General features: G+C 57.9%; 27 protein-coding genes. 6 read left to right on the top strand and 21 right to left on the bottom strand.

The features are described from left to right. Positions 1-241: 241 nt before the first annotated feature. Both nrdD and nrdG read left to right on the top strand, forming a co-directional pair. On the top strand, positions 242-2,380 hold the full coding sequence (nrdD, locus tag SOM40_RS02215; protein WP_312996705.1) for an anaerobic ribonucleoside-triphosphate reductase: 2,139 nt from the start codon (positions 242-244) through the stop codon (positions 2,378-2,380). A 127-nt stretch (positions 2,381-2,507) separates the two neighbouring features. Further along, a complete protein-coding gene (gene nrdG / locus SOM40_RS02210) occupies positions 2,508-2,972 on the top strand; it encodes an anaerobic ribonucleoside-triphosphate reductase-activating protein (protein WP_320529851.1) in 465 nt (154 codons plus the stop codon). Positions 2,973-2,975: 3 nt separating this feature from the next. Here the strand turns inward: nrdG and SOM40_RS02205 are convergent, their stop codons facing one another. The 14 genes from SOM40_RS02205 to pmbA form a co-directional block, all read right to left on the bottom strand. Then, positions 2,976-3,260, bottom strand: a complete 285-nt coding sequence (locus tag SOM40_RS02205) for a type II toxin-antitoxin system RelE family toxin (protein ID WP_225759730.1) — start codon at positions 3,258-3,260, stop codon at positions 2,976-2,978. After that, the gene (locus SOM40_RS02200) at positions 3,250-3,492 is read right to left on the bottom strand and encodes a type II toxin-antitoxin system RelB/DinJ family antitoxin (protein WP_103178029.1); all 243 of its coding nucleotides are present in this window, start codon (positions 3,490-3,492) and stop codon (positions 3,250-3,252) included. Before SOM40_RS02200 ends, SOM40_RS02205 begins: the two co-directional genes overlap by 11 nt. 77 nt (positions 3,493-3,569) lie before the next feature. After that, on the bottom strand, positions 3,570-5,480 hold the full coding sequence (locus SOM40_RS02195) for a BglG family transcription antiterminator (RefSeq protein ID WP_166181427.1): 1,911 nt from the start codon (positions 5,478-5,480) through the stop codon (positions 3,570-3,572). 19 nt (positions 5,481-5,499) lie between these two features. Further along, complete coding sequence (locus SOM40_RS02190) at positions 5,500-6,636, bottom strand: lactonase family protein (protein ID WP_261644613.1); 1,137 nt, start codon at positions 6,634-6,636, stop codon at positions 5,500-5,502. Between the two features lie 122 nt (positions 6,637-6,758). Then, positions 6,759-7,499 carry a 2-dehydro-3-deoxy-phosphogluconate aldolase gene (gene dagF, locus SOM40_RS02185; RefSeq protein ID WP_320529850.1) on the bottom strand — a complete coding sequence of 247 codons (741 nt, stop codon included), beginning with the start codon at positions 7,497-7,499 and terminating at the stop codon, positions 6,759-6,761. After that, a complete protein-coding gene (locus SOM40_RS02180; RefSeq protein WP_320529849.1) occupies positions 7,496-8,614 on the bottom strand; it encodes a DgaE family pyridoxal phosphate-dependent ammonia lyase in 1,119 nt (372 codons plus the stop codon). The genes dagF and SOM40_RS02180 overlap by 4 nt, the downstream gene beginning before the upstream one ends. Next, on the bottom strand, positions 8,598-9,731 hold the full coding sequence (locus tag SOM40_RS02175) for an amidohydrolase/deacetylase family metallohydrolase (RefSeq protein WP_320529848.1): 1,134 nt from the start codon (positions 9,729-9,731) through the stop codon (positions 8,598-8,600). The genes SOM40_RS02180 and SOM40_RS02175 overlap by 17 nt, the downstream gene beginning before the upstream one ends. Before the next feature lie 42 nt (positions 9,732-9,773). Further along, the gene (locus SOM40_RS02170; RefSeq protein ID WP_320529847.1) at positions 9,774-10,415 is read right to left on the bottom strand and encodes a DUF4310 family protein; all 642 of its coding nucleotides are present in this window, start codon (positions 10,413-10,415) and stop codon (positions 9,774-9,776) included. Between the two features lie 13 nt (positions 10,416-10,428). Beyond that, positions 10,429-11,205 carry a DUF4311 domain-containing protein gene (locus SOM40_RS02165; RefSeq protein ID WP_106994093.1) on the bottom strand — a complete coding sequence of 259 codons (777 nt, stop codon included), beginning with the start codon at positions 11,203-11,205 and terminating at the stop codon, positions 10,429-10,431. A 22-nt stretch (positions 11,206-11,227) separates the two neighbouring features. Beyond that, the gene (locus SOM40_RS02160) at positions 11,228-11,527 is read right to left on the bottom strand and encodes a DUF4312 family protein (RefSeq protein WP_006810338.1); all 300 of its coding nucleotides are present in this window, start codon (positions 11,525-11,527) and stop codon (positions 11,228-11,230) included. A 2-nt stretch (positions 11,528-11,529) separates the two neighbouring features. Further along, complete coding sequence (locus tag SOM40_RS02155; protein WP_002437459.1) at positions 11,530-11,892, bottom strand: SFCGS family glycine-rich protein; 363 nt, start codon at positions 11,890-11,892, stop codon at positions 11,530-11,532. An 11-nt stretch (positions 11,893-11,903) separates the two neighbouring features. Beyond that, positions 11,904-12,242, bottom strand: a complete 339-nt coding sequence (locus tag SOM40_RS02150) for a glycine dehydrogenase (protein ID WP_106994092.1) — start codon at positions 12,240-12,242, stop codon at positions 11,904-11,906. A 516-nt stretch (positions 12,243-12,758) separates the two neighbouring features. Further along, a complete protein-coding gene (gene cybC, locus SOM40_RS02145) occupies positions 12,759-13,142 on the bottom strand; it encodes a cytochrome b562 (protein WP_106994091.1) in 384 nt (127 codons plus the stop codon). Between the two features lie 54 nt (positions 13,143-13,196). Next, positions 13,197-14,549 carry a metalloprotease PmbA gene (pmbA, locus tag SOM40_RS02140; protein WP_106994090.1) on the bottom strand — a complete coding sequence of 451 codons (1,353 nt, stop codon included), beginning with the start codon at positions 14,547-14,549 and terminating at the stop codon, positions 13,197-13,199. A 95-nt stretch (positions 14,550-14,644) separates the two neighbouring features. Here pmbA and yjgA point away from each other — a divergent pair, with 95 nt between their 5' ends. After that, complete coding sequence (yjgA, locus tag SOM40_RS02135) at positions 14,645-15,196, top strand: ribosome biogenesis factor YjgA (protein WP_106994089.1); 552 nt, start codon at positions 14,645-14,647, stop codon at positions 15,194-15,196. A 106-nt stretch (positions 15,197-15,302) separates the two neighbouring features. Here the strand turns inward: yjgA and mpl are convergent, their stop codons facing one another. Beyond that, a complete protein-coding gene (gene mpl / locus SOM40_RS02130; protein WP_106994088.1) occupies positions 15,303-16,676 on the bottom strand; it encodes a UDP-N-acetylmuramate:L-alanyl-gamma-D-glutamyl-meso-diaminopimelate ligase in 1,374 nt (457 codons plus the stop codon). Positions 16,677-16,855: 179 nt separating this feature from the next. Here mpl and fbp point away from each other — a divergent pair, with 179 nt between their 5' ends. Both fbp and SOM40_RS02120 read left to right on the top strand, forming a co-directional pair. Next, a complete protein-coding gene (gene fbp, locus SOM40_RS02125; protein ID WP_166181418.1) occupies positions 16,856-17,854 on the top strand; it encodes a class 1 fructose-bisphosphatase in 999 nt (332 codons plus the stop codon). A 240-nt stretch (positions 17,855-18,094) separates the two neighbouring features. Next, positions 18,095-18,370 (top strand): LysR family transcriptional regulator, encoded by a 276-nt coding sequence (locus tag SOM40_RS02120; protein WP_261644608.1) that lies wholly within the window; start codon positions 18,095-18,097, stop codon positions 18,368-18,370. On the opposite strand, the gene SOM40_RS02115 is transcribed toward SOM40_RS02120, so the two are convergent. From SOM40_RS02115 to ytfQ, 5 genes are all read right to left on the bottom strand, one after another. Further along, entirely contained in the window at positions 18,345-19,913 is a 1,569-nt protein-coding gene (locus SOM40_RS02115) for a methyl-accepting chemotaxis protein (protein WP_166181416.1), read from the bottom strand. The two genes, SOM40_RS02120 and SOM40_RS02115, sit on opposite strands and share 26 nt — an antisense overlap. 93 nt (positions 19,914-20,006) lie before the next feature. Then, the gene (gene yjfF, locus SOM40_RS02110; RefSeq protein WP_106994084.1) at positions 20,007-21,008 is read right to left on the bottom strand and encodes a galactofuranose ABC transporter, permease protein YjfF; all 1,002 of its coding nucleotides are present in this window, start codon (positions 21,006-21,008) and stop codon (positions 20,007-20,009) included. Continuing rightward, on the bottom strand, positions 20,995-22,020 hold the full coding sequence (gene ytfT, locus SOM40_RS02105; RefSeq protein WP_166181415.1) for a galactofuranose ABC transporter, ATP-binding protein YtfT: 1,026 nt from the start codon (positions 22,018-22,020) through the stop codon (positions 20,995-20,997). Before ytfT ends, yjfF begins: the two co-directional genes overlap by 14 nt. 10 nt (positions 22,021-22,030) lie before the next feature. Next, on the bottom strand, positions 22,031-23,533 hold the full coding sequence (ytfR, locus tag SOM40_RS02100; RefSeq protein ID WP_106994082.1) for a galactofuranose ABC transporter, ATP-binding protein YtfR: 1,503 nt from the start codon (positions 23,531-23,533) through the stop codon (positions 22,031-22,033). 98 nt (positions 23,534-23,631) lie between these two features. Continuing rightward, positions 23,632-24,588 carry a galactofuranose ABC transporter substrate-binding protein YtfQ gene (ytfQ, locus tag SOM40_RS02095; RefSeq protein ID WP_032616231.1) on the bottom strand — a complete coding sequence of 319 codons (957 nt, stop codon included), beginning with the start codon at positions 24,586-24,588 and terminating at the stop codon, positions 23,632-23,634. A gap of 309 nt (positions 24,589-24,897) precedes the next feature. On the opposite strand from ytfQ, the gene ppa reads away from it, so the two are divergent. Further along, complete coding sequence (gene ppa / locus SOM40_RS02090) at positions 24,898-25,428, top strand: inorganic diphosphatase (protein WP_106994080.1); 531 nt, start codon at positions 24,898-24,900, stop codon at positions 25,426-25,428. Positions 25,429-25,574: 146 nt separating this feature from the next. On the opposite strand, the gene SOM40_RS02085 is transcribed toward ppa, so the two are convergent. Then, positions 25,575-25,919, bottom strand: a complete 345-nt coding sequence (locus tag SOM40_RS02085) for a gamma-glutamylcyclotransferase family protein (RefSeq protein WP_166181410.1) — start codon at positions 25,917-25,919, stop codon at positions 25,575-25,577. Positions 25,920-25,921: the final 2 nt, after the last annotated feature.

Raw genomic sequence — 25,921 nt, 5'->3', positions numbered from 1 at the left:
ATAAATCGCAAACTTGTTTGATGCAAAGCACTACATATAGAACTTAAAATGCTCGCCGACCCAAGATGTTGTATTCATCGTCTATTATTGCCACAAGACGATGCAAACCACGCTGCGCAAAAGTGTGGATAAAAAGGGTCAATATCAGGAGAAATCGCGCGCGCGTCGGCAGTTACGGCCCCGACCCCTTTCCCTGCCTCTGTGGATAACCTGTAGTTATAAATAGATGAATGGAGTGATCATGACACCGCATGTGATGAAACGAGATGGCTGCAACGTGCCTTTCAAATCAGAGCGCATCCAGGAAGCGATTCTGCGTGCAGCTAAAGCAGCGGGAGTCGATGACGCAGATTACTGCGCCACCGTCGCAGACGTTGTCAGTAATCAGATGCAAAACCGCAGCAAGGTGGATATCAACGAGATCCAGACCGCGGTAGAAAACCAGCTGATGTCTGGCCCTTATAAGCAACTGGCCCGCGCCTACATTGAATACCGTCACGACCGGGATATCGAGCGTGAAAAACGTGGTCGCCTGAACCAGGAGATCCGTGGCCTGGTGGAACAGACCAACTCTGCGCTGCTCAACGAAAACGCCAACAAAGACAGCAAGGTGATCCCTACCCAGCGCGACCTGCTGGCCGGTATCGTCGCCAAGCACTATGCCCGTCAGCACCTGCTGCCGCGCGACGTGGTGCAGGCCCACGAGCGCGGGGATATTCACTACCACGATCTCGACTACTCGCCGTTCTTCCCGATGTTCAACTGCATGCTGATCGACCTGAAGGGCATGCTGACCCACGGCTTTAAGATGGGCAACGCCGAGATTGAGCCGCCAAAATCAATCTCCACCGCCACCGCGGTGACCGCGCAGATCATCGCCCAGGTCGCCAGCCATATCTACGGCGGCACCACCATCAACCGCATCGACGAAGTGCTGGCCCCGTTTGTGACTGCCAGCTTTAACAAGCACCGTCAGACGGCAGAAGAGTGGCAGATCCCGGATGCCGACGGCTATGCCCGCTCCCGCACCGAGAAAGAGTGTTACGACGCCTTCCAGTCGCTGGAGTATGAGGTGAACACCCTGCACACCGCCAACGGCCAGACGCCGTTCGTCACCTTTGGCTTTGGTCTGGGCACCAGCTGGGAATCCCGTCTTATCCAGCAGTCCATTCTGCGTAACCGCATCTCTGGCCTCGGCAAAAACCGCAAAACCGCGGTGTTCCCGAAACTGGTGTTCGCTATCCGCGACGGCCTGAACCACAAGTTCGGCGATCCGAACTACGACATCAAACAGCTGGCGCTGGAGTGCGCGAGCAAGCGCATGTACCCGGACATTCTGAACTATGACCAGGTGGTGAAAGTCACCGGGTCGTTCAAAACCCCGATGGGCTGCCGCAGCTTCCTCGGCGTGTACGAAGATGAAAACGGCGAGCAGATCCACGACGGACGTAACAACCTGGGCGTGATCAGTCTGAACCTGCCGCGTATCGCCCTGGAAGCCAAAGGCGACGAAGCCGCGTTCTGGACGCTGCTGGACGAGCGCCTGCTGCTGGCGCGTAAAGCGCTGATGACCCGTATCGCCCGCCTGGAAGGGGTCAAAGCCCGTGTCGCGCCCATCCTTTATATGGAAGGGGCCTGCGGCGTCCGCCTGAAGGCTGATGACGATGTGTCGGAGATCTTCAAAAACGGCCGCGCCTCTATTTCGCTGGGCTATATCGGCATCCACGAAACCATTAACGCCCTGGCAGGCGATCAGCATATCTACGACAGCGAAACCCTGCGGGCGAAAGGCATCGCTATTGTCCAGCGTCTGCGCGATGCGGTGGACCAGTGGAAAGACGAAACCGGCTACGGTTTCAGCCTCTACAGCACTCCAAGCGAGAACCTGTGCGACCGCTTCTGCCGTCTGGATACCGCCGAGTTTGGCGTGGTGGAGGGGGTGACCGACAAAGGGTATTACACCAACAGCTTCCACCTCGACGTGGAGAAGAAGGTGAACCCGTACGACAAGATCGACTTTGAAGCGGCCTACCCACCGGTGGCAAGCGGCGGCTTTATCTGTTACGGCGAGTACCCGAACATTCAGCACAACCTGAAGGCGCTGGAAGACGTATGGGATTACAGCTATCAGCACGTGCCTTATTACGGTACCAACACGCCCATCGATGAGTGCTACGAGTGCGGCTTTACCGGCGAGTTCGAATGCACCAGCAAAGGCTTCACCTGCCCGAAATGCGGTAATCACGACGCCGCCCGCGTCTCCGTGACCCGCCGGGTGTGCGGTTATCTCGGCAGCCCGGATGCGCGTCCGTTCAACGCCGGGAAGCAGGAAGAGGTGAAGCGCCGCGTGAAGCATCTGGGGAATGGGCAGATCGGTTAATCCCCTCACCCTAACCCTCTCCCCACAGGGGAGAGGGGACTGCACGGTGCGGTCTTTTCCCCCTCTCCCTTTCAGGGAGAGGGCCGGGGTGAGGGTCTCAGCGCGCACGACTTTCTGGACATCTTCTATGCGATATCACCAGTACTACCCCGTCGACATCGTCAACGGTCCTGGCACCCGCTGCACCCTGTTTGTCTCCGGCTGCATCCACGAATGCCCCGGCTGCTACAACAAAAGCACCTGGCGGCTGAACTCCGGCATGCCGTTCACCGCTGAAATGGAACAGCGGATCATCGACGATCTCAACGACACGCGCATCAAACGCCAGGGGATCTCCCTCTCCGGCGGCGATCCCCTGCACCCGCAGAACGTGCCGGATATTTTGCGGCTGGTGCAGCGCATTCGCACCGAGTGTAAGGGCAAAGATATCTGGGTATGGACCGGCTATAAGCTGGATGAATTAAACGATGACCAGATGCAGGTTGTAGACCTGATCAACGTGCTGATCGACGGCAAGTTTATGCAGGATCTGAAAGATCCGATGCTTATCTGGCGCGGCAGCAGTAATCAGGTGGTGCATCATTTGCGTTGAGTTTTACAGCCGTTGATTTGCGTCACGGTAGACGGCTGATTTTTCGCGTTTTCCCACTGCGACCACAAAAACGGTGATGACTTCATCCCTGACCTGATACACCAGCCGATAACCGGACGCTTTGAGCTTGATTTTGTAGCAGTCCGGCATGTTATGGAGCCTGGCAGATTCTATCCGCGGGTTGGACAGTACGACCTTTAGCCTCTTTTTAAACTGGGTTTTAACAGTCTCACCCAGTTTGTGCCACTCCTTTAGCGCACGCGGATCGAATTCAAGCTCATAAGTCATCCAGACTAACCTTGATCCCTTTTTGCGGATTTGCCAGCCGTTCCCTGACCGTTCTGATCAGCTCATCTTCGCTGTCGCTCACCGTCACGGTTTTGACCGGCATGCGGCCATTTTCTGCGACGTATTGGAACAGAAGCCGGACAGCTTCTGTGGGGGTGATATTCAGTTTTTCCAGCACGGCATAAGCCTCGTTTTTAAGTTTGTCATCCAGACGGACATTCAGCGTGGCCATTATGCCTCCGATAAGATCGAATTTGTAATGCAGTTTAGCATTACAATCGCATTACATCGAATTCTGGATAACGCCTCTCAAAAACGACTCAAACACTCCATCGCCACGGTTTTAAACTCGTCAAAATCGTGGCATCCGCACAGTCGGGTCATCGCCCTTTCACGCAGGAAGGTGACGAAGATATCGTAGATCGCCATCGCCTCTTCGTACTCGCTTTTACTGATGGCGAGCAGGAAGATGACGTGCGCGGTATCGTCGCCCCACTGGATGCCCTGCGGGGCCAGCACGGTGTAGACCACGGTTTTTTGCGCCAGCAATCCGAGGGAGTGCGGCAGGGCGATGCCGTCGCCGAGCAGGGTGCTGACGATGGCCTCACGCTCCACCACCGAATCGAGAAACTCCGCGTCAACAAACCCCTCCTCCTGCAGCTGACCGCACAGCTCGCGGAACAGCGTCTGCTGGTCGATGGGGCGATCGATAACCCGGAAATGGCTGGCGTCGAAGAACTTCTCCAGCATCCACGGGCGCGTCCTGTCCACCAGCACCAGCTTGCCGATCTGCTCTAACTGGTAGTCGGTCGGGAACGGGGCGATCTGTACCACCGGCTTGGCTTTTTCCGCGATTCGCGCAGTGGAGATAACGAAATCTTCGCTGATGCTCTCGCACTGCTCGTACTCCCGCAGCGTCAGGGTGCGCGTCACCTCGATTTGCGGATACTTGCGCTGCAATACCGCCTCGATCATCCGTACCATCGCGTTGCCCGCGTCGCAGACCAGCAGCACCCGCGGCTGGCGCTGATAGCCAATGTTGTAGTGGCGCTCCAGCCCGACGCCGATGTGCAGCACCAGGAAACCGATCTCGTTTTCGCTGATCACGTACGGGGTGTATTTCCCCCAACTGGAAACCGCGGCGAGGGTCATGTCCCACGCCATCGGGTAGTGCTGCTTGATATTATCCAGCAGCGGATTGGGGATCATGATCTGGTAGCGCACGCGGGTGATCATGGTTTTTATGTGGGTCAGCAGATCCGCATGCAGCTGAGTGTCGTCGAGCAGGTTGTAGTTAAAGTGGGTGTTGATATAGCGCAGGATGTAGTTGACCAGCGCCTCTTCGTCATCGGCGTTGATGGCGCTGGGGGAGATCTCCTGCACCTGGCGCGCGGCGATATGCACCCCCAGCCAGGTCTCTTCCGCGGGCGAAAGGGTCTTATCCGCCAGCCGGGCGATGGCGCTGGCGATATCCCGGGCGGCATCGCGCACGTTCTCGGCCACCTCTTCGGCGTTAAATTCCGGGAGCGGATAACCTTCGCTGATGCGTCGCACCGTCACCGCGCCGTAGAGGCGCAAAAACAGTTCGCCCTCGTCGGTGAGGCGAATATGGTGGCGGGTGAAGGTCTCATGCAGGACGGCGGCAAGCTGTTCCGGCACGCCGGCGTTGAGCGCCACTTCCGTCACCAGCGGATTGAGGTTGTCCTGCTGCGCCAGCTGCCACAGCAGATCGGTCAGGCAGGCGCGGATCGCCATCTCACTGCCAAACAGCTTCATGCCGTGGCGCGGGCGGGTCTCCAGCGTCAGTCGGTAGCGGTGAAACCACTCGCGCACCTCCGCCATATCGCTTTGCAGCGTGGCCCGGCTGACAAACCACTCGTCGGCCAGATCTTCCAGCTTGAGGGAGAAGGCCGAGGTGAGAAAGCGCACCACCAGGTAGTGCACCCGCTCCGGGCCGGTACGCGGAATACGCAGCATCCGCGGATGGGAATCCTGCAACTGCTGATAGCGGGCCGGATCGTCAATTTTCAGCTGATAGCCGTTCCCGCGGCTGAGAATAAACTGCGCCCCGTTTCCCGCCAGCAGCGCATTGAGTGCGGTAATGTCAGCCCGGACGGTACGCGTGGAGACCGACAACCGTTGCGCCAGTTCATCCTGAGGCAGCGTTTCGTTTTGCAACAGATCGAAAAGTTGCGCTAAACGTTGGTTGGGAAATCGCACGTGGTTGTCCTCTTACAGCTTAGGGTGAAATGACCATCTGGGATGGACTGCCGACCGGGGTATAGTCTGGTTCGAAGCTCAGCTTGCCGTCCTGCGCCACGCGGAAACGGGTGATGTTGTCGCTGCGCTGGTTCATGACGTACAGCCAGCGCCCCTGTTTATCCAGCGTCAGGGTGCGCGGGTAATCGCCCCGCGTCCAGACATCATCCTGATGGGTCAGCGTGCCATCCGCCGTTACGGTAAAGTGCCCGATGCTGTTATGCAAACGGTTAGCGACATACAGCTGTTTGCCATCGGCACTGAGTGCCAGCCCGGCGGCAAAACTGGTGCCTTTGTAACCCTCTGGCAGCGCCGAGACCGTCTTGCCCTCTTTCAGGGTGCCGTTAGCCTCCACGGCATAATGGGTCAGCGTAGACGCCTCTTCGTTAATCAGCCACAGGGCATCCCCTTTTGGCGTAAAGACGAAGTGGCGCGGCCCGGCTCCTTTCGAAGAGGCGTTGATAAACGGCGGATCGTTCGGGGTCAACGTCCCGGTTTGATCGTTAAAACGGTACTGGTAGATCCGATCCAGCCCCAGATCGGTGGAAAAAACATATTTCCCGCTCGGATCGGCGGCGATCATGTGCGCATGGGGGCCATTGTGATCGCTGATGGCAAAGCTGCCCTCTGCCGCCGCTTCCGGTTTCGCGGCGCCAGGTTCACCCTGATCCTGATGTTTGTCGGTGGCATCACCCAGACTGCCGTCTGCGTTGATCGGCAGAACCGCAATCGAACCGCTGACGTAGTTCGCCACCAGCAGATGTTGGCCGTTCGGCGTCAGGGAGAGATACACCGGACCCGCCCCACCGGAGGCCACCTGATTGAGCTCACTCAGCTCGCCGTTATCGCCCACCCGCAGCGCCTGCACCACGCCCTGCTCCACTTCGCTGGCCAGATAGAGCGTTTTGCCGTCGTGCGAGACGGTCAGCTGCGCGGCGTTCGGCAGCGTGCTCACCAGCGTTTTGTTGGCGAGCGCACCGGATTGCGGGTCCAGGGTAAAGCGGTACAGACCTTCACCGTTGGGGTTGTAGGTGCCCACCCAGGCATACTGCGTCTGGGCGACGGCGGCGGTGGCAAGCATTGAGAGTGAAGCGACAAGCAGGTTACGGGTGTGCATGGTGGCTCCTTAAGGTGTGTGCGGTTTTTTCCCCTCACCCTAACCCTCTCCCCAAAGGGGAGAGGGGACGATTACACCCTCTCCCCTTTGGGGAGAGGGCCGGGGTGAGGGGTTGGTTTTTATTACTTCACCAGCTTCTTCGTCATTTCCAGCAGCGTACGGACATCTTCCGGACGGGTGTCGCCGCTGGCTTTGTCGATGATCGAGCTGTAGATATGCGGAATGATCTTGCTCACGCCAGCATCGAGGGCGATCTGCAGGATCTCTTCATAATTTTCCAGATCGATGCCCCCGGTCGGCTCCAGCCAGAAGTCGTGACGGGCGCAGGCTTCCGCCACCGCCTGGTATTCGTCACGGCATTTCAGGCCGCCCATCGGGAAGTATTTGATTGAGCTGCCGCCAAAATCCTTCAGCAGGGCAATCGCGGTTTCCACCGGGACGATACCGTCCGGTGCCGCGCTGCTCAGCGGGCCGGTGGAGATCTTCACCATCCCGACGGTGCCGGTCGGGGAGACCAGGCCGTTGACCACGGATTCACTCTGCCCCAGCAGCGCGCGGCTGGTGGCGACGCCGGTAAAGACCTGGTTCACGTGCTGTGGCTGCACCTGGCGGGAGATCTCGCTCACCATCGCCGACTGGTTCGGATCGCCCGCCCCGAGGCCCACGGAGAGCGCATTGTCGATAAGCTGAGCATACTCGCGCATATCCGCCACGGCGCTCTCCACGTCCGGGTAGTTTTTGGAGAGCACGCCCACCAGCACATGGCCTTCTGCCGCCTCGTAGATGGCGCTGGCGTTAGCTTTGGAACCGGCCAGCACGTTCAGGCAGACGCGGTCGCGATAAAAATTGGGGGTCAGTTTCATGCCTTTTTCTCCTGGCCTAATACTTCGCTGATGCGGCGATAGACGATATTCAGTTGGTCAGCGCTGACGCTGCGCACGTCGGCTTCGATGATCCCTTCGTTAGCCTTGTAGCCGCGGAAGTAGATGGCGTATTCGCCCTGCTTCAGTTTCGCGACCAGATCTGCGGTGCCGACGCCGGTGGTGGCTTCGTCGAACTTGATCTCGGTGCGGGCGATGTCACGCCCGGCGCTGTCCCACACCACGCGGGCGGTCACGCCGTTGAGGGTATTCAGGGCATCGATAAACGGCGTCATCTTCGCCACCATCTCGTCGCCGCTCTCTTTGGTCGCCGTCAGGTAGTGTTCAATGGCGCAGGTCAGGCCCAGAATGCCCTCTTTACCTACCTTCATGGCGCGGCCAATGCCCGCCGTCTGGCGTTTGACCCACTCAACGTACTGAGTTCGGCCGATCACCAGGCCGCTGGTTGGCCCTTCGATGGCCTTCGCGCCGCTGTAGATCACCAGGTCCGCGCCGGAACGGTAGTAAGCGTGCAGATCTTCTTCCGCCGCCGCATCGACGATCAGCGGCAGATCGTGTTTACGGGCTACTACTGCCGCCTGCTCGACGCTGAGCATGCTCTTCTGCACGCAGTGGTGGGATTTGATATAGAGGATTGCCGCAGTGCGCGGAGTGATCGCCGCCGCCAGCTGATCGGCGGAGCATTCGTTGGCGTAACCGGCTTCCACCAGCTTGCCGCCGCCCAGCGCCACCATGGTGCCGACCGGGGCGCCAAAGTTGACGTTGTGGCCTTTCGGCAGAACGATCTCGTTGTTCTCAATCGGGGTGATGTGCAGGTTCTCCAGCAGCCAGTCGCTCTCTTTGACCAGGACCGCCGCCACCGACTGGGCGATGCCCGCCGAGGCGCAAGAGACGACGGTCGCCCCTTCCACATCCAACAACTTCGCGATGTACTCACCGGTTTTGTTGACCAGATCCTTCATCTCGAAGTACTGGTTCATACCCTCCATGGCCGCCTGCACCACTTCCGGGCGCGGGGTGGAGACGCCGAGCGCGGTCATGCGCCCGGAGGTGTTAATGACCTGTTTTAAATTGTATTTCTCAAAAATTGAAGGCATGTTCCGTGCTCCCTTGTTCGGTCATGTAGCCCTTGCCCGCGCGGATCGCGGCAAGCGGCACCAGAATGTGTTCAGCCTGCAGGCTGTCGTTTTCGGCATCCGTCAGCACGGTTGGCTGGCGTTTAATGGTGAACAGCGTCAGGTCGGCGTCGAGGCCTGGCTGAATGCGGCCTTTATGGGCCAGGCGCAGGCCGTCGGCGGCGTTGGCGGTCACGCACTCAATCACCTGCGGCAGCGACATGCCAATGGCGAGGAATTTCGACATCACGCTGGCCAGCGAGCCCACCGGGCCGTTGATGCGGTTGCGACAGTAGATATCCGAGCTGATGGTGTGCGGCAGAATGCCCAGCGCGATGGCGCGTTTCGCCACCTCAAAGCTGAAGCTCGCCGTGCCGTGGCCGACATCCAGACGCACGCCGCGTTTCAGGGCGTTGGTGACAGAGGCACGCAGCTCGCCGGACGGGGTCAGAATGCGGTTCGGTTTGCCGTTGTAGCAGTGGGTAATGATGTCCCCGGAGCTCAGCAGGTCGGCAATCTCATCAAGGTTCGGCGGGTTGTTGCCGATGTGCACCATCAGCGGCAGATCGCCGTTCTCTTTCTGGATGGTTTTGGCGCGCTCCAGCGGCGTAATGCCGTTCTCACCGACCACGCTGCTGCTCATGCGCGCTTTCAGGCCGACGATAAAATTCGGGTGGCGTTTCACCGCCTGCTTCACCGCGCTGGCGTCGATATTGGCCATATTGGCCAGTTCGTTCTGGGCAATCAGCCCCACGCGGGAGATGTTCAGCAGGGCAAAGACCTCGGTGGCGGCTTTACGGGTGATTTCATAGAAATCGTCCACGTCGTCCGCCCCGGTACTGCCCGCGTCCACCACCGAGGTGACGCCGGTGGCAATGCCCACGCTGTCCGGCTCATCATGGTAAATCGGGGAGTTCGGGTAGCAGTGGACGTGGGAGTCAATCCAGCCTGCGCTGACCCAGGTGTCACCGTTCAGCTCAACGGTATGATGGGCGGGATCGGTGATGTCGCCCACCGCTGCGATCTTCCCGTCCTGAATGGCGATATCGGTCAGGGTATCGTCGGTAAGGCGCGCACGGCGCAGGAGTAAATCAAACATGGGGTTCTCCTGATAAGGCGGGCGCCTGAGCGCCCGCGGGTATTAAAGGGCGACCGGGAACAGCCAGCCCAACAGCATCGCGCCGAGGATGGCGCCACCGGTAATCGGCTTCTGCCAGATGTAGAACAGCAGAGCACCTAACAGGGAACCGATGCCGATGGGGATCGACGCGGTCATGGCGCTGAGGATAATCAACGGCCCGAGGAAGCGGCCGGAGGCGTTACCGGCCCCCATCATCACATCCGCCCCGTAGGTGGAGTTGCTCTGGTTGATGGTGAACTTACGCGCCAGGATGATGATGTAACCAATCGCCAGGCCAATCACCAGGCCGGTTACCAGCGAGGCAAGGAAGTTGGTCACCGGGAACATAATCCCTGCTCCCAGCAGCAGCGCCGGAACACCTAAGCCGACGCCAGTCTGGATCGCCCCGCCGATATCAAGGATCCCTACCAGGGAGCCTTCGATAATACGGGCGAACAGGAAGCTGGCGCCGAAGGCGGCAACCGCGCCGTAGGCACCGGTATCGATGCCCGCTTTCAGCATCGCCACGAAGGCCACTTCGTTAAAGGCACCGATGCCGTAGAGGTAGTACATGTGCGTCCCGGCGAACACGCCGGAGGAGAGCAGGCCAACGAAGATCGGGAACGACCAGTCGGCATACCAAAAACCTTTATTCTGTTCCATTTAGAGGCTCCTGTTACTTGCCGCTGAGCGAGTTGTGGATCATGTCGAGCCAGTTCGGCACGGTCAGATGGAAGGATTCAATCATCTTCATGTCGAAGCCGCGGAAGAAACCACTCAGCACGAACAGCAATACGATGGCGACCATCATCACTTTGGTGACGTGGTTCCAGCCGCTCTCTTCCACACCTTTTCCGATCAGGATCCCCAGCACCAGGCCCGGTACGGCGTTACCCATGATCAGCTGCGCCGCGCCGCCAAAGACGGTGGCCCAGAAGCCCGATTTTTTACCCGCGTCGATAGCCGCCAGCCAGAAGATCACCGGCATCACGGTGTTCACCAGCAGGTTTGCGGCCGGTACCAGCACCTTCACGGCGGTGACCTGCAGAGCTGCAGGAACGGACGAGGCGGTAAGGTTCAGGAAGGTGACGACCATCATGCCGATCACGCCGCAGGCAATCGCCATTTTGCGGGGATCGTGCAGCGTCTCGCCGACGTTACGGTTTTTGATCATCAGTGCCGCGGCACCCCAGTTCGGGATGATGCGGTGGTCAACGTCCTGGGTGAAGGAACCCGCCGCAACCGACGAGGCCCAGGCGTTGAAGAAGAAGCCTAACCCAAAGGAGAAGTGAGAGGCCGGATCCCCTTCACAGGAGTTCAGCTCCCCCAACGTACGAAATGCGCCCATACCCTGAGTGGTAGGCGCATGGAACATGCGTGCAGCCCCGGCGCCCACGCCGACGCCAACCAGGCCGCCGATGATGAGCGATTTTATTAAAATTATCAGGAACATTAGTCTGCCCTATTAGTAAGAATCAGCGTTGCGTGACAAAGTCCACCTGGTCCAGATTGATGGCAGTCACGTTGACGGTCACATCCAGCTCCACGCTGTAGGTGCGTCTCTCCCGGCGCAAAAAGAAGAACAGAAACGCCTCTTTACGCACCGCTTCTTGCGCCTGAACAACCTGCACATCCTGTGGCTCAATACGCAGTAAGATATGCGGCGATGCTTTCATCACCGCGGCCTGAACGTGGTTCAGCGCGTCGGCAAAGGCGCGCGCTTTGGCGTCACCCTTGCCTTTCACTCTCACCGTGGTGGTGAACTGTTCTTTCATGCTTATGCGCCGTGCTTCTTCTGCCACGCCTGTACCAGACGCTCGCCCAGCTCTTCTTTATCCATAAAGCCAAAACCGAGCACGTTGCAGCCTTCGTTGATGGCGGTGACGCCCTCTTCCACGGAACGCATGCCGTACTTCGCTTTGTAGCCATATTTGGTCTGAGCGGTGATCGCCCCCGCGCCGCCGCTGCCGCAGAAGGAGATGCCGAAGGTGGCGTTTTCCGCCTTCATCACGTCACCCAGCTTCATGTCTGCCGCCACGCCTGGCACAACCACGGCGCGACCACCCGCTTTTTCAACGCCTGCTGCAACCTTCTGACCTTTACCCAGGCGATCGCCGATAACGACTGTAATTTGTTCCATAGTGTTGCTCCTTAAAGGTTGTCTTTTGCGACTTCAAAGTGAACGGAGAGCAGCCAGGCTTCTTCATCAGGAAGGTTGCCAAACTGCGCCACGACTTCGCGGGCAAGCCGCATTGATTCAGGTGAAATTTCGTCGAACAGGTCAGCCTCAACCTCTGGCAGCGGCTCACCGGTCACCGACCGGTGCGCCATCGCGCGAACGTGGGAGGTGAGCATCTGCTCCTGAACGGCATTGGGGATAATGTGGTGATGACTAAGCAGAGTGAACGTCTGCTTGAGCATGGTGTCGGCGAGCTGTTCAGTTTGCGCCGCCTGGTCTCCAGTGTCGTTTATTACCGTTCCGTTAATCACTCGTCTTACCCCGTTATTGGCTCTGGGATAAAACTAACGCCGGGGGTTAATTGTTTGTAGCGAGTTCCTTTCCACTTCGAAGTGGAAAGGAACCCGGCGCCAGTGATCTGTGCCACATAATTGCACTGAATGATGATAATTCGCTGGGTTTACGTGATGAATATCACGCTCCTGAGCGGGTAAAGCGGCGTTGTGGAAGTGAAAAAGTTTACGAGCAGACTCGTAGAAATGTGAGCTGGATAAGGTTTTCTTATGCGGATTGGGTAGAGTGGCCGTGGGTGCTTGAGACTGACCGTCTCATGCATGGGACGGGAAGTGGAAAGCCCCGCCTGACTAAAAATCAGGGCGGGGGCTCGAAACGACACGTCACACCGTGGAGTTCGCTACCTCGCCCGCTTTAAAAGCAAGGAGGCATCCATGAAACGCAGAGATCCCAGTATCAGGGTTTTGATGATCATTTCTTTGACAATAATCATCTTCCGCAACACGGGAGAGGACGTAAGGCTCAGGCACCCATTAGCGGTATTTTTTGTGATAAGTATTACGCGTGGTGACAAACCCATCGGCTGCCGCCTGTGCTTCTTTGACTTTGCCTTCGTTGGCCAGCTTCAGCGCGCCGTCAATCTGCCCCACCAGGGTCTCCAGACCGTGACGGAAATCTTTCATCTCCGCGCTGTTTTCCGCTTTGCCTTCCAGCTTCGGCGGGGTCTCTTTTTGCGCATCCACCGCAGCAGTACGCATTTTGGTCAGGGCGTCTTTCATTTCCGCCGCATTGTCCGTTTTCTGCACCACCTTCAGATTTTCGCTGAGGGTGTCCATGTTGTCTTCCAGGTCAGCCAGGACCGACGTACTCATTACCAGCGTTGAAGCTGCGACGATTGCTAACAGATGTTTACGCATTGCTCACTTCCTTTTTTATTATTAAAAAAAAGCGCACCGGAGTGCGCTTGAGTATTACTGGCCGGCGATCTTCATCTCCGGTAACAACACCGATCCACACTGTATATTACTGCGGGTTTCAATATCGTTGCCCACCGTCACGATATTGCGCCACATATCCTTTAAGTTGCCGGCGATGGTAATTTCGCTCACCGGATACTGAATTTCACCGTTTTCTACCCAGAAGCCGGACGCCCCGCGCGAGTAGTCGCCGGTCACGCCGCTAACGCCCTGGCCCATCAACTCGGTTACCACCAGCCCGGTGCCCATCTCTTTCAGCATCTGCTCAAAGCTCAGGCCACGACCCGGGATCCGCCAGTTGTGGATGCCGCCCGCATGGCCGGTGCTTTGCAGCCCCAGTTTGCGTGCGGAGTAGCTGGTCAGCAGCCACTGGGTCAGGATGCCGTCTTTAATGATATCGCGACGCTCCGTGCGCACGCCTTCGCTGTCGAACGGCGTAGACGCCAGCCCTTTCAGCAGGTGCGGGTGCTCTTCAATGGTCAGCCATTCTGGCAGAATTTGCGTACCCAGCGCGTCGAGCAGGAAGGTCGATTTACGGTACACCGCGCCACCCGCGATCGCCCCGACCAGATGCCCGAACAGCCCGGTCGCCACTTCATTGGCGAAGATCACCGGTGCTTTCATGGTAGACAGTTTTCGTGGAGCGAGGCGGGACAATGTGCGTTTTGCGCACTCCATCCCAACCCACTCTGGCGACTGAAGATCGCCCAGCGCGCGGCCAATGGTGTAGGCGTAATCACGCTCCATGTCGCCGTTCTCTTCAGCGATGACGCAGCTGGAAAGCGAGTGGCGGGTGGAGCTGTAGCCCTGCAGCATGCCGTGGCTGTTGCCAAACACCTTGATGCCGTAGTGGCTGTTAAAGCTGCCGCCTTCGGTGTTGGTAATGCGCTTATCGGCATTCAGGGAGGCCTGTTCTGCACGCGCGGCGAAATCAATGGCTTCATCAGGGGTCACTTCTGCCGGGTGGAACAGATCCAGATCCGGGGCTTCAAAGGCCAGTAATTCTCTGTCTGCCACGCCCGCATAAGGGTCCGGGGAGGTGTAGCTGGCGATATCCAGCGCCGCCTGCACGGTACGCGCAATAGCGTCCGGGCTGAGGTCGGTGGAGGAGGCGCTGCCTTTACGGTTCTGGTGATAAACAGTAATCCCTAACGCGCCATCACTATTAAATTCAACGTTTTCCACTTCGCCATAGCGGGTGCTGACGCTCAGACCGGTGGTTTTACTGACGGCGACTTCTGCCCCGTCGGATTTCGCTGACGCCAGCTCCAGGGCCATGGAGACGGCCTCTTCCAGTGCTTTACGCTGTGCTGCAACTTGTGAGATCACTTTCATCGTAAATGCCATAATGTAAGGTGTAGTTAGCTGAAGTCTATCAGAGAACCGTTTCTCAGTACGCGCCTAAACTGGTAAGATTAGCCTCTTTTTTTAAGGAGCCTGACATGACTAAGCAGCCCGAAGACTGGCTCGACGACGTTCCCGGTGATGACATCGAAGACGAAGATGATGAGATCATCTGGGTCAGTAAAAGTGAAATTAAACGCGACGCCGAAGAGTTAAAACAGCTTGGTGCGGAAATGGTAGAGCTGGGTAAGAACGCGCTGGATAAAATCCCGCTCGATCCGGATCTGCGTGCCGCCATCGAACTGGCACAGCGCATCAAGAAAGAGGGCCGTCGCCGCCAGCTTCAGTTGATTGGTAAAATGTTGCGTCAGCGCGACGTAGAGCCTATCCGCCAGGCGCTGGATAAGCTGAAAAACCGCCATAACCAGCAGGTTGCCCTGTTCCATAAGCTGGAGCAGATCCGCGATCGTCTTATTGATAATGGCGATGATGCCCTGGCGGAGGTGCTGAACCTGTGGCCGGACGCCGACCGCCAGCAGCTGCGAACGCTTGCCCGTAACGCCAAGAAAGAGAAAGAAGGGAATAAGCCGCCGAAATCTGCGCGTCTGATCTTCCAGTATCTGCGCGAACTGGCGGAAGCCGAAAGTTAATCCTCGTGCATGCTGTTCGCCGGATGGCGGCGTAAACGCCTTATCCGGCCTACAAATGCGCACGAACTGTAGGCCCGGTAAGCGTTAGCGCCACCGGGCTTTTTTATTACTCTGCTACTTCTGCTTTCTTCGCCAGACCGTCCAGCAGCTTCTGATGGATCCCACCAAACCCGCCGTTGCTCATCACCAGAATGTGATCCCCCGGCTGAGCGGCTTTCACCACCATATCCGCCAGCACATCGACATCCGCACTCCAGTGCGCAGGCTGAATACAGGCGTCCGCGACTTCTGCGACCTGCCATGGAATGTGCTGCGGCTGCAGGAGGAAGACCTCATCCGCACGGCCTAACGACGGGGCGAGATCGTCTTTGCAGATGCCCATCTTCATGGTGTTGGAGCGGGGTTCCAGCACCGCCAGAATGCGTGCCGTGCCGCCCACTTTGCCGCGCAGAGCCGCCAGCGTCGCGAGGATCGCCGTCGGGTGATGGGCAAAATCGTCATACACCGTCACGCCGTTAGCTTCACCACGCAGTTCAAGACGGCGACGGGCGTTGATGAATGACCCCAACGCATGGGCCGCGTCGGCAGGCAATACGCCCACATGACGGGCGGCGGCAATCGCCATCAGGCCGTTATGCATGTTGTGTTCGCCCACCAGCGCCCAGTGCACTTCCCCGACCTTTTCACCGTCCAGCAGCACTTCCCACTGGGAGGCATCGTTGGTCAGTTTTTTCGCCTGCCAGTGGCCCTGCTCGCCCACCAGCTCCTGCTCGCTCCAGCATCCCATCGCCAGGGTCTGCTTCAGATTGACGTCGTTTTCCGGCAGGATGATGCGCCCCTGGCCCGGCACGATACGCACCAGGTGGTGGAACTGCTTCTGAATCGCCTTCAGGTCGTCGAAGATATCCGCATGATCGAACTCAAGGTTATTGAGGATCAGGGTGCGCGGGCAGTAATGAACAAATTTAGAGCGCTTGTCAAAGAAGGCGCAGTCGTATTCGTCCGCTTCAATGACAAAGAACGGGCTGTCGCCCAGGCGGGCAGAAACCTCGAAATTCCCCGGTACGCCGCCGATCACAAAGCCCGGCTTGTAGCCGCAGGCTTCGAGGATCCAGGTCGCCATCCCGGCGGTGGTGGTTTTGCCGTGCGTCCCCGCAACAGCAACAACCCAGCGATCGCGCAGCACAAAGTCATGCAGCCACTGCGGGCCAGACATGTAAGGAATGTTGCGCTCCAGCACGGCTTCCACGCACGGATTTCCACGGGTCATGGCGTTACCAATGATCACCAGATCTGGCTGCGGCTCCAGCTGGCTGGCGTCGTACCCTTCAATCAGTGAGATGCCCTGGTTTTCCAGCAGCGTGCTCATCGGCGGATACACATTGGCGTCCGAACCTGTCACCTCATGGCCAAGAGCGCGCGCCAGCATAGCCAGGCCGCCCATGAAAGTGCCACAAATCCCCAATATATGAATGCGCATACGTCACTATCCCTCTTCAATGTGGCGCACATTTTACGCATATGTCTGCGGCAGAGAAACGCATTTCAGGAAAATCTGTACCTAGCTGGCGCGATTCACCTCTGCGCGAAGATTTGAAAGTTTGTTAAGATTGTTGGGCATCAACAACTTTACTCAACATCCAATGCAGGGAAGGTGTTATGAAAACGTTAGGTGAATTTATTGTCGAAAAGCAGCACGAGTTCTCGCATGCTACCGGTGAACTCACTGCTTTGTTGTCGGCAATAAAGCTGGGCGCCAAGATCATCCATCGCGATATCAACAAGGCCGGTCTGGTCGATATCCTGGGTGCCAGCGGTGCTGAAAACGTGCAGGGCGAAGTTCAACAGAAACTCGATCTGTTCGCGAATGAAAAACTGAAAGCTGCACTGCGCGCACGCGACATCGTGGCGGGGATCGCCTCCGAAGAAGAAGACGAAATCGTGGTCTTTGAAGGGTGTGAACACGCAAAATATGTCGTTCTGATGGATCCTCTGGATGGCTCCTCCAACATCGACGTTAACGTCTCTGTCGGCACCATTTTCTCTGTTTACCGCCGCGTTACCCCTGTCGGCACCCCGGTAACCGAAGAAGATTTCCTGCAGCCGGGCAACAAGCAGGTTGCGGCAGGCTATGTGGTTTACGGCTCCTCCACCATGCTGGTCTACACCACCGGCTGCGGCGTGCATGCCTTTACCTACGATCCGTCGCTGGGCGTGTTCTGCCTGTGCCAGGAACGCATGCGCTACCCGCAGAAAGGCAGCACCTACTCCATCAACGAAGGGAACTACATCAAATTCCCGTCCGGGGTGAAGAAATACATTAAATTCTGCCAGGAAGAGGATACTGCCACCCAGCGTCCCTATACCTCACGTTATATCGGCTCCCTGGTGGCGGATTTCCACCGCAACCTGCTGAAAGGTGGGATCTACCTCTACCCAAGCACCGCCAGCCACCCGGAAGGTAAGCTGCGTCTGCTGTACGAGTGCAACCCGATGGCCTTCCTCGCCGAGCAGGCGGGCGGCAAAGCCAGCGACGGTAAAGAGCGGATTATGGATATCATTCCTGAGAGTCTGCACCAGCGCCGTTCGTTCTTCGTCGGCAACGATCATATGGTGGAAGACGTTGAACGCTTAATCCGTGAATACCCGGATGCCTGATTGTTGAGTTTGACCAGAAGGGGCCGCAAGGCCCCTTTTATTTTTCCAACGATTTATACCGGTGTCGGTATAAAGCTATATAAAAATGCTGCTGTAACCCGCTGAATCAATCCGTCATCATTACGGCGTTCAAATAGTGTTCAATGGAAATCAGCAGAAATGAAAAATCTCTCTCGCTCATCCACTGGGATCGACCTCAATCTGATTCCGGTATTTATTGAAGTCGTCAGGTGCGGGAGCATGGCCAAAGCCTCTTTACGTCTTGATATGTCCAGACCCGCCGTGAGCCTGGCGCTGAAACGCTTTGGGATGCTTTTTAATGCGCCGCTGTTTAACCGCAAGGGTCTGTTTCTGGAGCCAACGCCTTATGCGCTGCACCTGACCGCCGAGATGGAAAAGCTGCTGGGCTTGATTCACGACCATATCGCCAGCGCGCCGTCCATCGGTGAGAGCATCCCGACGCCTGCTGCGGCGCCGGAATGTGATAACGCTATGCCTGTTGCATCGACAGTTTAAAGGACGACATCGCCTCGATCAGCTCGCGGGACTGCTCTTCCAGCGAGCGCGTCGCGGCGGAAGATTGCTGGACCAGCGCCGCGTTTTGTTGCGCGGTTTCGTCCATCTGATTGACCGCAATATTCACCTGCTCAATCCCCCGGCTCTGCTCGTGCGACGCGTTAGCAATCTCACGCATCAGGCGGGTCATGCGCATCACCTCGGTGGCAATCTCATCCATGGTTTCACCCGCCTGCTGGGCCAGCTCGCTGCCTTCGCTGACGTGTGACTGCGAATCGCTAATCAGGGTGCGGATCTCTTTTGCCGCATCGGCGCTACGGCTGGCGAGGATACGTACTTCCCCGGCCACCACCGCAAAACCACGGCCCTGCTCACCCGCGCGGGCGGCCTCGACCGAGGCGTTCAGCGCCAGGATATTGGTCTGGAAGGCAATGCCGTCGATAACGCTGAGAATATCGGCGATACGGCCGGCGCTGCCGGAGATGTCGCGCATCTTCTCAATCACGTAGCAGACCATTTCGCTGCCGCGATCCGCGGTATCAGACATCGTCTTCGCCACCTGATGCGCCTGCTCGGCGTTGTGGGCGTTCTGTTTCACCGTGGCGGTGAGCTCTTCCATGCTGGCTGCGGTCTGCTCCAGAGAGGTAGCGGTCGTTTCCGTGCGCTGGGCCAGGTGCATGTTACCGGCGGTCAGCTCCCGGCTGCCGGTGTCGATCTGCGAGCTGGCGTCGCGCACGCGCAGCACCGAGCCCATCAGTGACTGGCGCATCTCTTCGATGGCGGCATTCAGGCGGTTAAACTCCTGGCTGGCGGGCGCGGTCAGGGCGTGGGTCAAATCCCCGGCGGCCACATGTTCCAGCTGGGCGATGGAGGTGGAGAGCGGTTTGAGCAGCATATGGCGCAGGGCCAGCCAGGCCAGCACAATGATGCCCGCGGTCAGCAGCGCGGCGACAATAATCAGCATCATCACCTTACTTTTACTGGCCTGCACCGCCGCCACTTCGGCTTTGCCGCGGCTTTCGCTCCAGGTCTGGAAGGCCTGCATGTCGTTATCGAACTGACGCGCCACCGGTACCAGATGGTTCTCCAGCAGATCGTAATACGCATCGGCGCTCTGCGCTTTCAGGGCGTTCTGCATCGGCACGATCCCCTGGGCGTTATAGGCCGCGAGACTCGCCGCAACCTTCTTCAGCAACGCTTCACCTTCTGGATCGTCCACGCCGCTATCGATCACGTTTTTCAACGTGGTTTGTGCCTGGGTGATTTCGTCATTGATGTTCTTCACCGATTTGGCGGCGTCATCCAGCAGGCCGACCTCCATCATGCGAACGGCCTGCCCCGCTTCGTTGCGCGCGCGCAGGATCAGGGTGTAGCCCGAATTGAGCTGCACCAGCTGCTCGCCCTGAAGATGATTAATGCGCTGCAGTGAAGCGGAACTCTGCGTGAGGGCATAAATGCCAATACCGCTGACGAGCAGCAGCAGGAGGGTCATGACGGCCAGTAACGAAAGCAAGCCGGTACGAATCGATAGCGTTTTCAGCATGATGTAATTTCCGGTAGCGAGATAAATCTGGACAGAATTAAGGGTTATCGGCCGCTACCGGAAAAGATTTAGACATTGCGAAAATTCAGCGGGTTACCGCTTGAGGGTGGTGGTGCTCACCCGGGTGACAGGGGAGCTCTGGCGGTTCTCCCACAGCACCGTCAGACCACGCTGCAGGGCGATAAAGATAAACAGCAGGATGCCAATCGCAATCTTGGTCCACCACGAGCTGAGGGTGCCGTCGAAGTTGATATAGGTCTGGATCAGCCCCTGGATCGCCACCCCGAACAGGGTTCCCAGCACCGTGCCGACCCCGCCGCTGAGCAGCGTGCCGCCAATCACCACCGAGGCAATCGCGTCCAGCTCCACGCCCACTCCTGCCAGAGCGTAGCCCGCTTGGGTATAGATGGAGAAGACGATCCCCGCCAGCGTCGCCAGCCCGGTGGAGAGCATATAGATGCGAATGGTGGTGCTGCGGGTGGAGATGCCCATCAGGTTGGCGGAGGTCGCGCTGCCGCCGATGGCGTACACCTCGTTGCCGAAGCGGGTGCGGTGGGCAAGGAAAATGCCAATCACCACCACCCCCAACATGATCAGGCCAAGAATGCTCAGCCGACCGCCGCCGGGAATTTTCCACGCCAGGCTGGAGAGGGTGTCGTAGACCGGATGGTTAATCGGGATCGACTCCTCCGACACCAGATAGCTGACCCCGCGCAGGAAGAACATCCCGGCGAGGGTGATGATAAACGCCGGGATCTTCAGGGCGTCGATCAGCAGGCCCATAAAGGCCCCGAAGGCGCAGCCCATCACCAGCACCAGCGGGAAAGCCAGCAGCGGGGAGATCCCCCAGTAGCCGATCGCTTTCGCCAGGAAGACGCCGGTAAAGGCGATCACCGACCCGACGGAGAGGTCGATCCCGCCGGAGAGGATCACGAAGGTCATGCCGACGGCAATGATCCCGAGGAAGGCGTTATCGGTCAGGATGTTGCAGATCACCCGCGTCGAGGCAAAGCCGGGGAACTGCGTCAGACAGTAGAGATAGCCCAGCACGAATACGCCCAGGGTGATCATTAGCGGTAAATTACGTTTTATCATGGCCACGCATCCCCTTAATAAGACTGATAAAGCGCGGCGACTGAACGATCAGCACGCAGAGCACCACTACCGCTTTCACCACCTGGTTGAGTTCCGGCGGGAAGCCGGACAGCAGGATCCCAGTGTTCATCCCCTGAATAATCAGCGCGCCAATCACCGACAGCAGCAGGTTGAAGCGCCCGCCCATCAGCGACCCGCCACCGATCACCACTGCCAGAATGGCATCCAGCTCCAGCCACAGGCCGGCGTTGTTGGCATCCGCCCCGCGAATATCCGCCGCAACAATAATCCCGGCAATAGCGGCGCACACCCCGCTTAAGACGTAGGTCAGCATCACCATCAGGCGGGTACTGACCCCGGCGTTTTTCGCCGCGCGAATGTTAATCCCCACCGCTTCAATAAACATCCCGAGCGCGGTTTTGCGGGTGAACAGCCAGAAGGCAATCAGGGTCACCACCACGATGATCACCGGCGTCGGGAAGAACAGCAGCGAACCGCTGCCGATCCACGCCAGATTAGGGGCGTTAAAGGTGACGATCTGCCCGGAGGTGATCAGCTGCGCCACCCCGCGTCCGGCCACCATTAAAATCAGGGTGGCGACGAAGGGCTGTATTTTGAGGATCGCGACCAGGATACCGTTCCACAACCCCGCCAGCACCCCGGTGCCCAGGGTCACCAGCAGCACCACCGGCAGGCTGTGTCCGGCCACGGTCATCGAGGCCGCGGTGGCCCCGGCGATAGCCATCACCGCCCCTACCGACAGATCGATCCCTCCGGTGGCGATCACCAGCGTCATGCCAATCGCCAGCAGCGCCACCGGGGCAGCGCGGTTTAAAATATCAATCGGACTGCCGAACAGGCGGCCATCCTGGAGGATAATCTGATAAAAATGCGGCGAAACGAGGCTATCTACCAGCAACACCAGCAGCAGCGCAATGATTTGCGGCATACCGGTGGGCCAGCGGAAGCGGCGCTTCGGCTCGCCAGTCTGAGAAAGTGAACGTGGCATCACGATCTACTCCTTATGCCGCAATGGCGTTCATGATTGCCGGAACGGACAGCTCGTCCAGCGGGATCTCGGCCACCTGCTGGCGGTCGCGCATGATGATCACCCGATCCGCGTAGCCCACCAGCTCCTCCAGCTCCGACGAGATAACCAGCAGCGCCAGGCCGTCGGCGCAGAGGGTTTCGATCAGGCGGATGATCTCCGCATGCGCCCCTACGTCGATACCGCGCGTCGGCTCGTCGAGGATCAGGAACTGCGGTTTGGTCAGCAGCCAGCGCGACAGCAGCACCTTCTGCTGGTTGCCGCCGGAGAGAAATTCGATCGGCTGTTCCGCACTCGGGGTACGGATCCCCAGCTGGCGAATAAAGCGCTCGGCAATGGCGTTCTGCTCTTTACGCGGGATCGGTCGCAGCCAGCCGCGCTGGGCCTGCAGGGCCAGAATGATGTTTTCGCGCACCGAGGCGGCGGCAATAATCCCGTCGGTTTTCCTGTCTTCCGGGCAGAAGCCAATCCCGAGGCTGGAGGCCTGATGCGGGGAACGCAGCGCCTGGGGTTTGCCTTTGATCAGCGCGCTGCCGGTGTCGGCAGGCTTGATACCGAAGATCACCTCCGCGGTTTCGGTCCGACCGGAGCCCAGTAGCCCCGCCAGGCCGACGATTTCGCCAGGGCGCACCTCGAGGTTAAAGGGGGCAATGGTGCCCTTCCTACCGTAATCCTTGAACGCCGCAATGGGTTTCTCGCTGAGCAGGGTGCGGCCCGCACGCTGCAGGGCGTTGGTTTCCAGCTCGCGGCCGAGCATCATTTTGACCAGCTCGATTTGCGGCAGCTCGCGGGTTTCACGGCAGCCGACAAAGCTGCCGTTACGCAGGACGGTAATGCGGTCGCTCACTTCATACACCTGATCGAGGAAGTGGGTGACGAAAATCAGGCTCACCCCCTGATCGCGCAGCTGGCGCATCAGGGTGAAGAGCATCTCCACCTCCTGGGTATCCAGGCTGGCGGTGGGTTCATCGAGGATCAGCACTTTAGCGGAGAGGTCGATGGCGCGGCAGATGGCGACGATCTGCTGCATCGCCACTGAAAAACGGTTCAGCGGTTCGCGCACGTCGAGGGAAAAGCCGTAGGATTCCATCAGCCTGGTGGCGCGGGCCTCCATCTCCTTGCGGCGCAAAAAGCCAAAACGCCGCGGCTCGCGACCGATAAACAGGTTATCGGCCACCGACATGTTCGGCAGCAGGTTCACTTCCTGATAGACCGTCCCGATCCCCAGCTGCTGGGCATGGGCGGTGTTTTTGGGCGATATGGCCTGGCCTTCCAGCCAGATGGTGCCGCGATCGGCGTGATAGACGCCGGTCAGGGCTTTGATTAGCGTGGATTTCCCGGCGCCGTTCTCTCCCAGCAACGCCATAATCTCACCACGGCGCAGGCTGAAATCGACGCTATCCAGCGCTTTTACGCCGGGAAAGTACTTGCTCAATCCTTCTGTGCGGAGGATTTCCTGGTGTTGGTCTGTGGTCATAATGTCGTCCCCCGGCACAACCCGTAGGCCGGGCAAGCGCAGCGCCGCCCGGCAATTCCCCTCACCCTACCCTCTCCCGGAGGGAGAGGGAAAAGTGATCAGTAGCCCATATTTTTCTTCTTCTCTAACTCTTCTTTCGCGGTATCAGGCAGGTAGAGGGTGGATTTGGTGATGGTGACTTTTTCCGGCATGGTGCCGTCTTTCTTGAATTTTTCCAGCGCGTCGAAGGCCGGGCCTGCCATGTTTGGCGTCAGCTCAACGCTGGCGTTGGCCTCTTTGTCGATCATCGCTTTATAGATATCCGGCACGCCGTCGATGGAGCCGGTCAGGATATCGGTGCCCGGTTTCAGACCCGCTTCTTTAATGGCCTGAATGGCGCCGATCACCATGTCGTCGTTATGGGCGTAAACCATGCAGATGTTTTTGCCGTTGTTCTCGGCTTTGATGAAGCTCTCCATAACTTCTTTCCCTTTACTGCGGGTGAAGTCGCCGGACTGAGAGCGGATAATCTTGATGTTAGATGCTTTGGAGATGGCATCGGCAAAGCCTTTCTTACGGTCGATGGCCACGCTGGCACCGACGGTGCCCTGCAGCTCAACCACGTTACACGGCTTGCCATCCACCTGTTTCACCAGCCACTCACCGATTAATTTGCCTTCCAGAACGTTGTCGGCAGTGACGGTAGTCATATAGAGAGATTTGTCTTTTACATCGATGGAACGATCGAGCAGGAAGACCGGAATTTCGGCATCTTTGGCTTCTTTCAGTACCGGCTCCCAGCCTGTTGCCACGACCGGTGCAATGAAGATGGCGTCAACGCCCTGGGCGATAAAAGAGCGTACCGCTTTGATCTGGTTTTCCTGCTTTTGTTGCCCATCCGCGATTTTCAGCGTGATGCCGCGCTTTTCGGCCTCGCTTTTCGCGACGTTGGTTTCAGCCGCTCGCCAGCCTGATTCCGAGCCGACTTGTGCGAATCCTACGGTTAATGGGGCGGCCATTGCCATAGACGACATGGCTGCTGAAACTGCTGTGACAAGAAGTAAGCGCTTCCACATAAGAACGTCCTCGTAGGGTAGTTTATTGTTGGGTAAAAGGTGTTCTGCGAAAAAACTATAGACAATGCGAGATGTAACGGAGTGTGTTACATCACACTTCGGAGAAGTGAATAAAACGTTAATCACAAGTTTGTAATCGCTTTCATTGGACCATTAAAAAAGCGGCTGAGTTTATGGATTATCTTGTCATGAGAAAGGGCTGATAGTGACATCAGGGAGCGGGTAATAGCGAAAACAGGCGAAGACATTCCGTGCCAGTTGGCTATAATACTCGCCACTTGATTACCAATCATTTTAAAGGACACAGACATGAGCTTACTCAACGTCCCAGCGGGTAAAGAACTGCCGGAAGACATCTACGTAGTTATCGAAATCCCGGCGAACGCTGATCCTATCAAATACGAAATCGACAAAGACACTGGCGCGCTGTTCGTTGACCGTTTCATGTCTACCGCGATGTTCTATCCGTGCAACTACGGTTACATCAACCACACCCTGTCTCTGGACGGTGACCCGGTAGACGTGCTGGTCCCAACCCCATACCCACTGCAGCCAGGCGCGGTTATCCGCTGCCGTCCGGTTGGCGTTCTGAAAATGACCGACGAAGCCGGTGAAGATGCGAAACTGGTTGCGGTACCGCACACCAAACTGAGCAAAGAGTACGATCACATCAATGATGTGAACGACCTGCCAGAACTGCTGAAAGCGCAGATCACCCACTTCTTCGAGCATTACAAAGATCTCGAGAAAGGCAAATGGGTTAAGGTTGACGGCTGGGACAACGCTGAAGCGGCAAAAGCTGAAATCGTTGCCTCTTTCGAACGCGCGAAGAAGAAGTAATTCTTTCTGCGTGAAGAGCCCCGACTTGTCGGGGCTTTTTTTTGTCTGTGCGACCTGCTGCCGGGTGGCGGCTACGCCTTACCCGGCCTACAAAACCGTCCGCGGATGTCAAAAAACAACGCCACCCGAAGGTGGCGTTGTTTATCTCAGTACTGGTCTCTGTCTAACCAGTTACCGCTTTCAATCAGCGTCAGGCCGTCGACCGAACGTTGGTACACGTACATCCATGCACTGCCGTAGGGGGTCTGGATCAACCGGCGAGCGTATTCCCCGCCCTTGGTGCGCAAAGCATCAAGTTCGGCCAGCGTAGCGTTATCAATACGATAAACCTCACCCTGTACCGTTCCGTTCCCCGGAACCGCGCCTGGATAGTGGCCCAGACTGTACAACTGGTAGTGTTCAATATTGTAATTTCCCAGCAACTGGGCGTTGGTCATCCAGTGGCTGTTGCCTTGCTTGGTTCGTAAACTGCCGTAAACAAATATTCGCATTG

The sequence above is a fragment of the Leclercia sp. CFBP8987 genome, assembly GCF_034044995.2.
GTDB classification, from domain to species: Bacteria; Pseudomonadota; Gammaproteobacteria; order Enterobacterales; family Enterobacteriaceae; genus Enterobacter; species Enterobacter tamurae.
This window is presented reverse-complemented; position numbering and strand designations above follow the sequence as displayed.

Excerpts from the sequence above, each read along its gene's own strand:
- nrdG (WP_320529851.1), top strand. The coding sequence starts at position 2,508 with ATGCGATATCACCAGTACTACCCCGTCGACATCGTCAACGGTCCTGGC.
- SOM40_RS02170 (WP_320529847.1), bottom strand. The coding sequence starts at position 10,415 with ATGGAACAGAATAAAGGTTTTTGGTATGCCGACTGGTCGTTCCCGATC.
- SOM40_RS02115 (WP_166181416.1), bottom strand. The coding sequence starts at position 19,913 with ATGCTGAAAACGCTATCGATTCGTACCGGCTTGCTTTCGTTACTGGCC.
- SOM40_RS02175 (WP_320529848.1), bottom strand. The coding sequence starts at position 9,731 with ATGTTTGATTTACTCCTGCGCCGTGCGCGCCTTACCGACGATACCCTG.
- SOM40_RS02085 (WP_166181410.1), bottom strand. The coding sequence starts at position 25,919 with ATGCGAATATTTGTTTACGGCAGTTTACGAACCAAGCAAGGCAACAGC.
- SOM40_RS02200 (WP_103178029.1), bottom strand. The coding sequence starts at position 3,492 with ATGGCCACGCTGAATGTCCGTCTGGATGACAAACTTAAAAACGAGGCT.
- SOM40_RS02155 (WP_002437459.1), bottom strand. The coding sequence starts at position 11,892 with ATGGAACAAATTACAGTCGTTATCGGCGATCGCCTGGGTAAAGGTCAG.
- SOM40_RS02120 (WP_261644608.1), top strand. The coding sequence starts at position 18,095 with ATGGCCAAAGCCTCTTTACGTCTTGATATGTCCAGACCCGCCGTGAGC.
- SOM40_RS02190 (WP_261644613.1), bottom strand. The coding sequence starts at position 6,636 with ATGCACACCCGTAACCTGCTTGTCGCTTCACTCTCAATGCTTGCCACC.
- ytfR (WP_106994082.1), bottom strand. The coding sequence starts at position 23,533 with ATGACCACAGACCAACACCAGGAAATCCTCCGCACAGAAGGATTGAGC.
- cybC (WP_106994091.1), bottom strand. The coding sequence starts at position 13,142 with ATGCGTAAACATCTGTTAGCAATCGTCGCAGCTTCAACGCTGGTAATG.
- SOM40_RS02160 (WP_006810338.1), bottom strand. The coding sequence starts at position 11,527 with ATGAAAGAACAGTTCACCACCACGGTGAGAGTGAAAGGCAAGGGTGAC.
- SOM40_RS02205 (WP_225759730.1), bottom strand. The coding sequence starts at position 3,260 with ATGACTTATGAGCTTGAATTCGATCCGCGTGCGCTAAAGGAGTGGCAC.
- ppa (WP_106994080.1), top strand. The coding sequence starts at position 24,898 with ATGAGCTTACTCAACGTCCCAGCGGGTAAAGAACTGCCGGAAGACATC.
- ytfQ (WP_032616231.1), bottom strand. The coding sequence starts at position 24,588 with ATGTGGAAGCGCTTACTTCTTGTCACAGCAGTTTCAGCAGCCATGTCG.
- nrdD (WP_312996705.1), top strand. The coding sequence starts at position 242 with ATGACACCGCATGTGATGAAACGAGATGGCTGCAACGTGCCTTTCAAA.
- pmbA (WP_106994090.1), bottom strand. The coding sequence starts at position 14,549 with ATGGCATTTACGATGAAAGTGATCTCACAAGTTGCAGCACAGCGTAAA.
- yjfF (WP_106994084.1), bottom strand. The coding sequence starts at position 21,008 with ATGATAAAACGTAATTTACCGCTAATGATCACCCTGGGCGTATTCGTG.
- fbp (WP_166181418.1), top strand. The coding sequence starts at position 16,856 with ATGAAAACGTTAGGTGAATTTATTGTCGAAAAGCAGCACGAGTTCTCG.
- dagF (WP_320529850.1), bottom strand. The coding sequence starts at position 7,499 with ATGAAACTGACCCCCAATTTTTATCGCGACCGCGTCTGCCTGAACGTG.
- SOM40_RS02165 (WP_106994093.1), bottom strand. The coding sequence starts at position 11,205 with ATGTTCCTGATAATTTTAATAAAATCGCTCATCATCGGCGGCCTGGTT.
- SOM40_RS02180 (WP_320529849.1), bottom strand. The coding sequence starts at position 8,614 with ATGCCTTCAATTTTTGAGAAATACAATTTAAAACAGGTCATTAACACC.
- mpl (WP_106994088.1), bottom strand. The coding sequence starts at position 16,676 with ATGCGCATTCATATATTGGGGATTTGTGGCACTTTCATGGGCGGCCTG.
- yjgA (WP_106994089.1), top strand. The coding sequence starts at position 14,645 with ATGACTAAGCAGCCCGAAGACTGGCTCGACGACGTTCCCGGTGATGAC.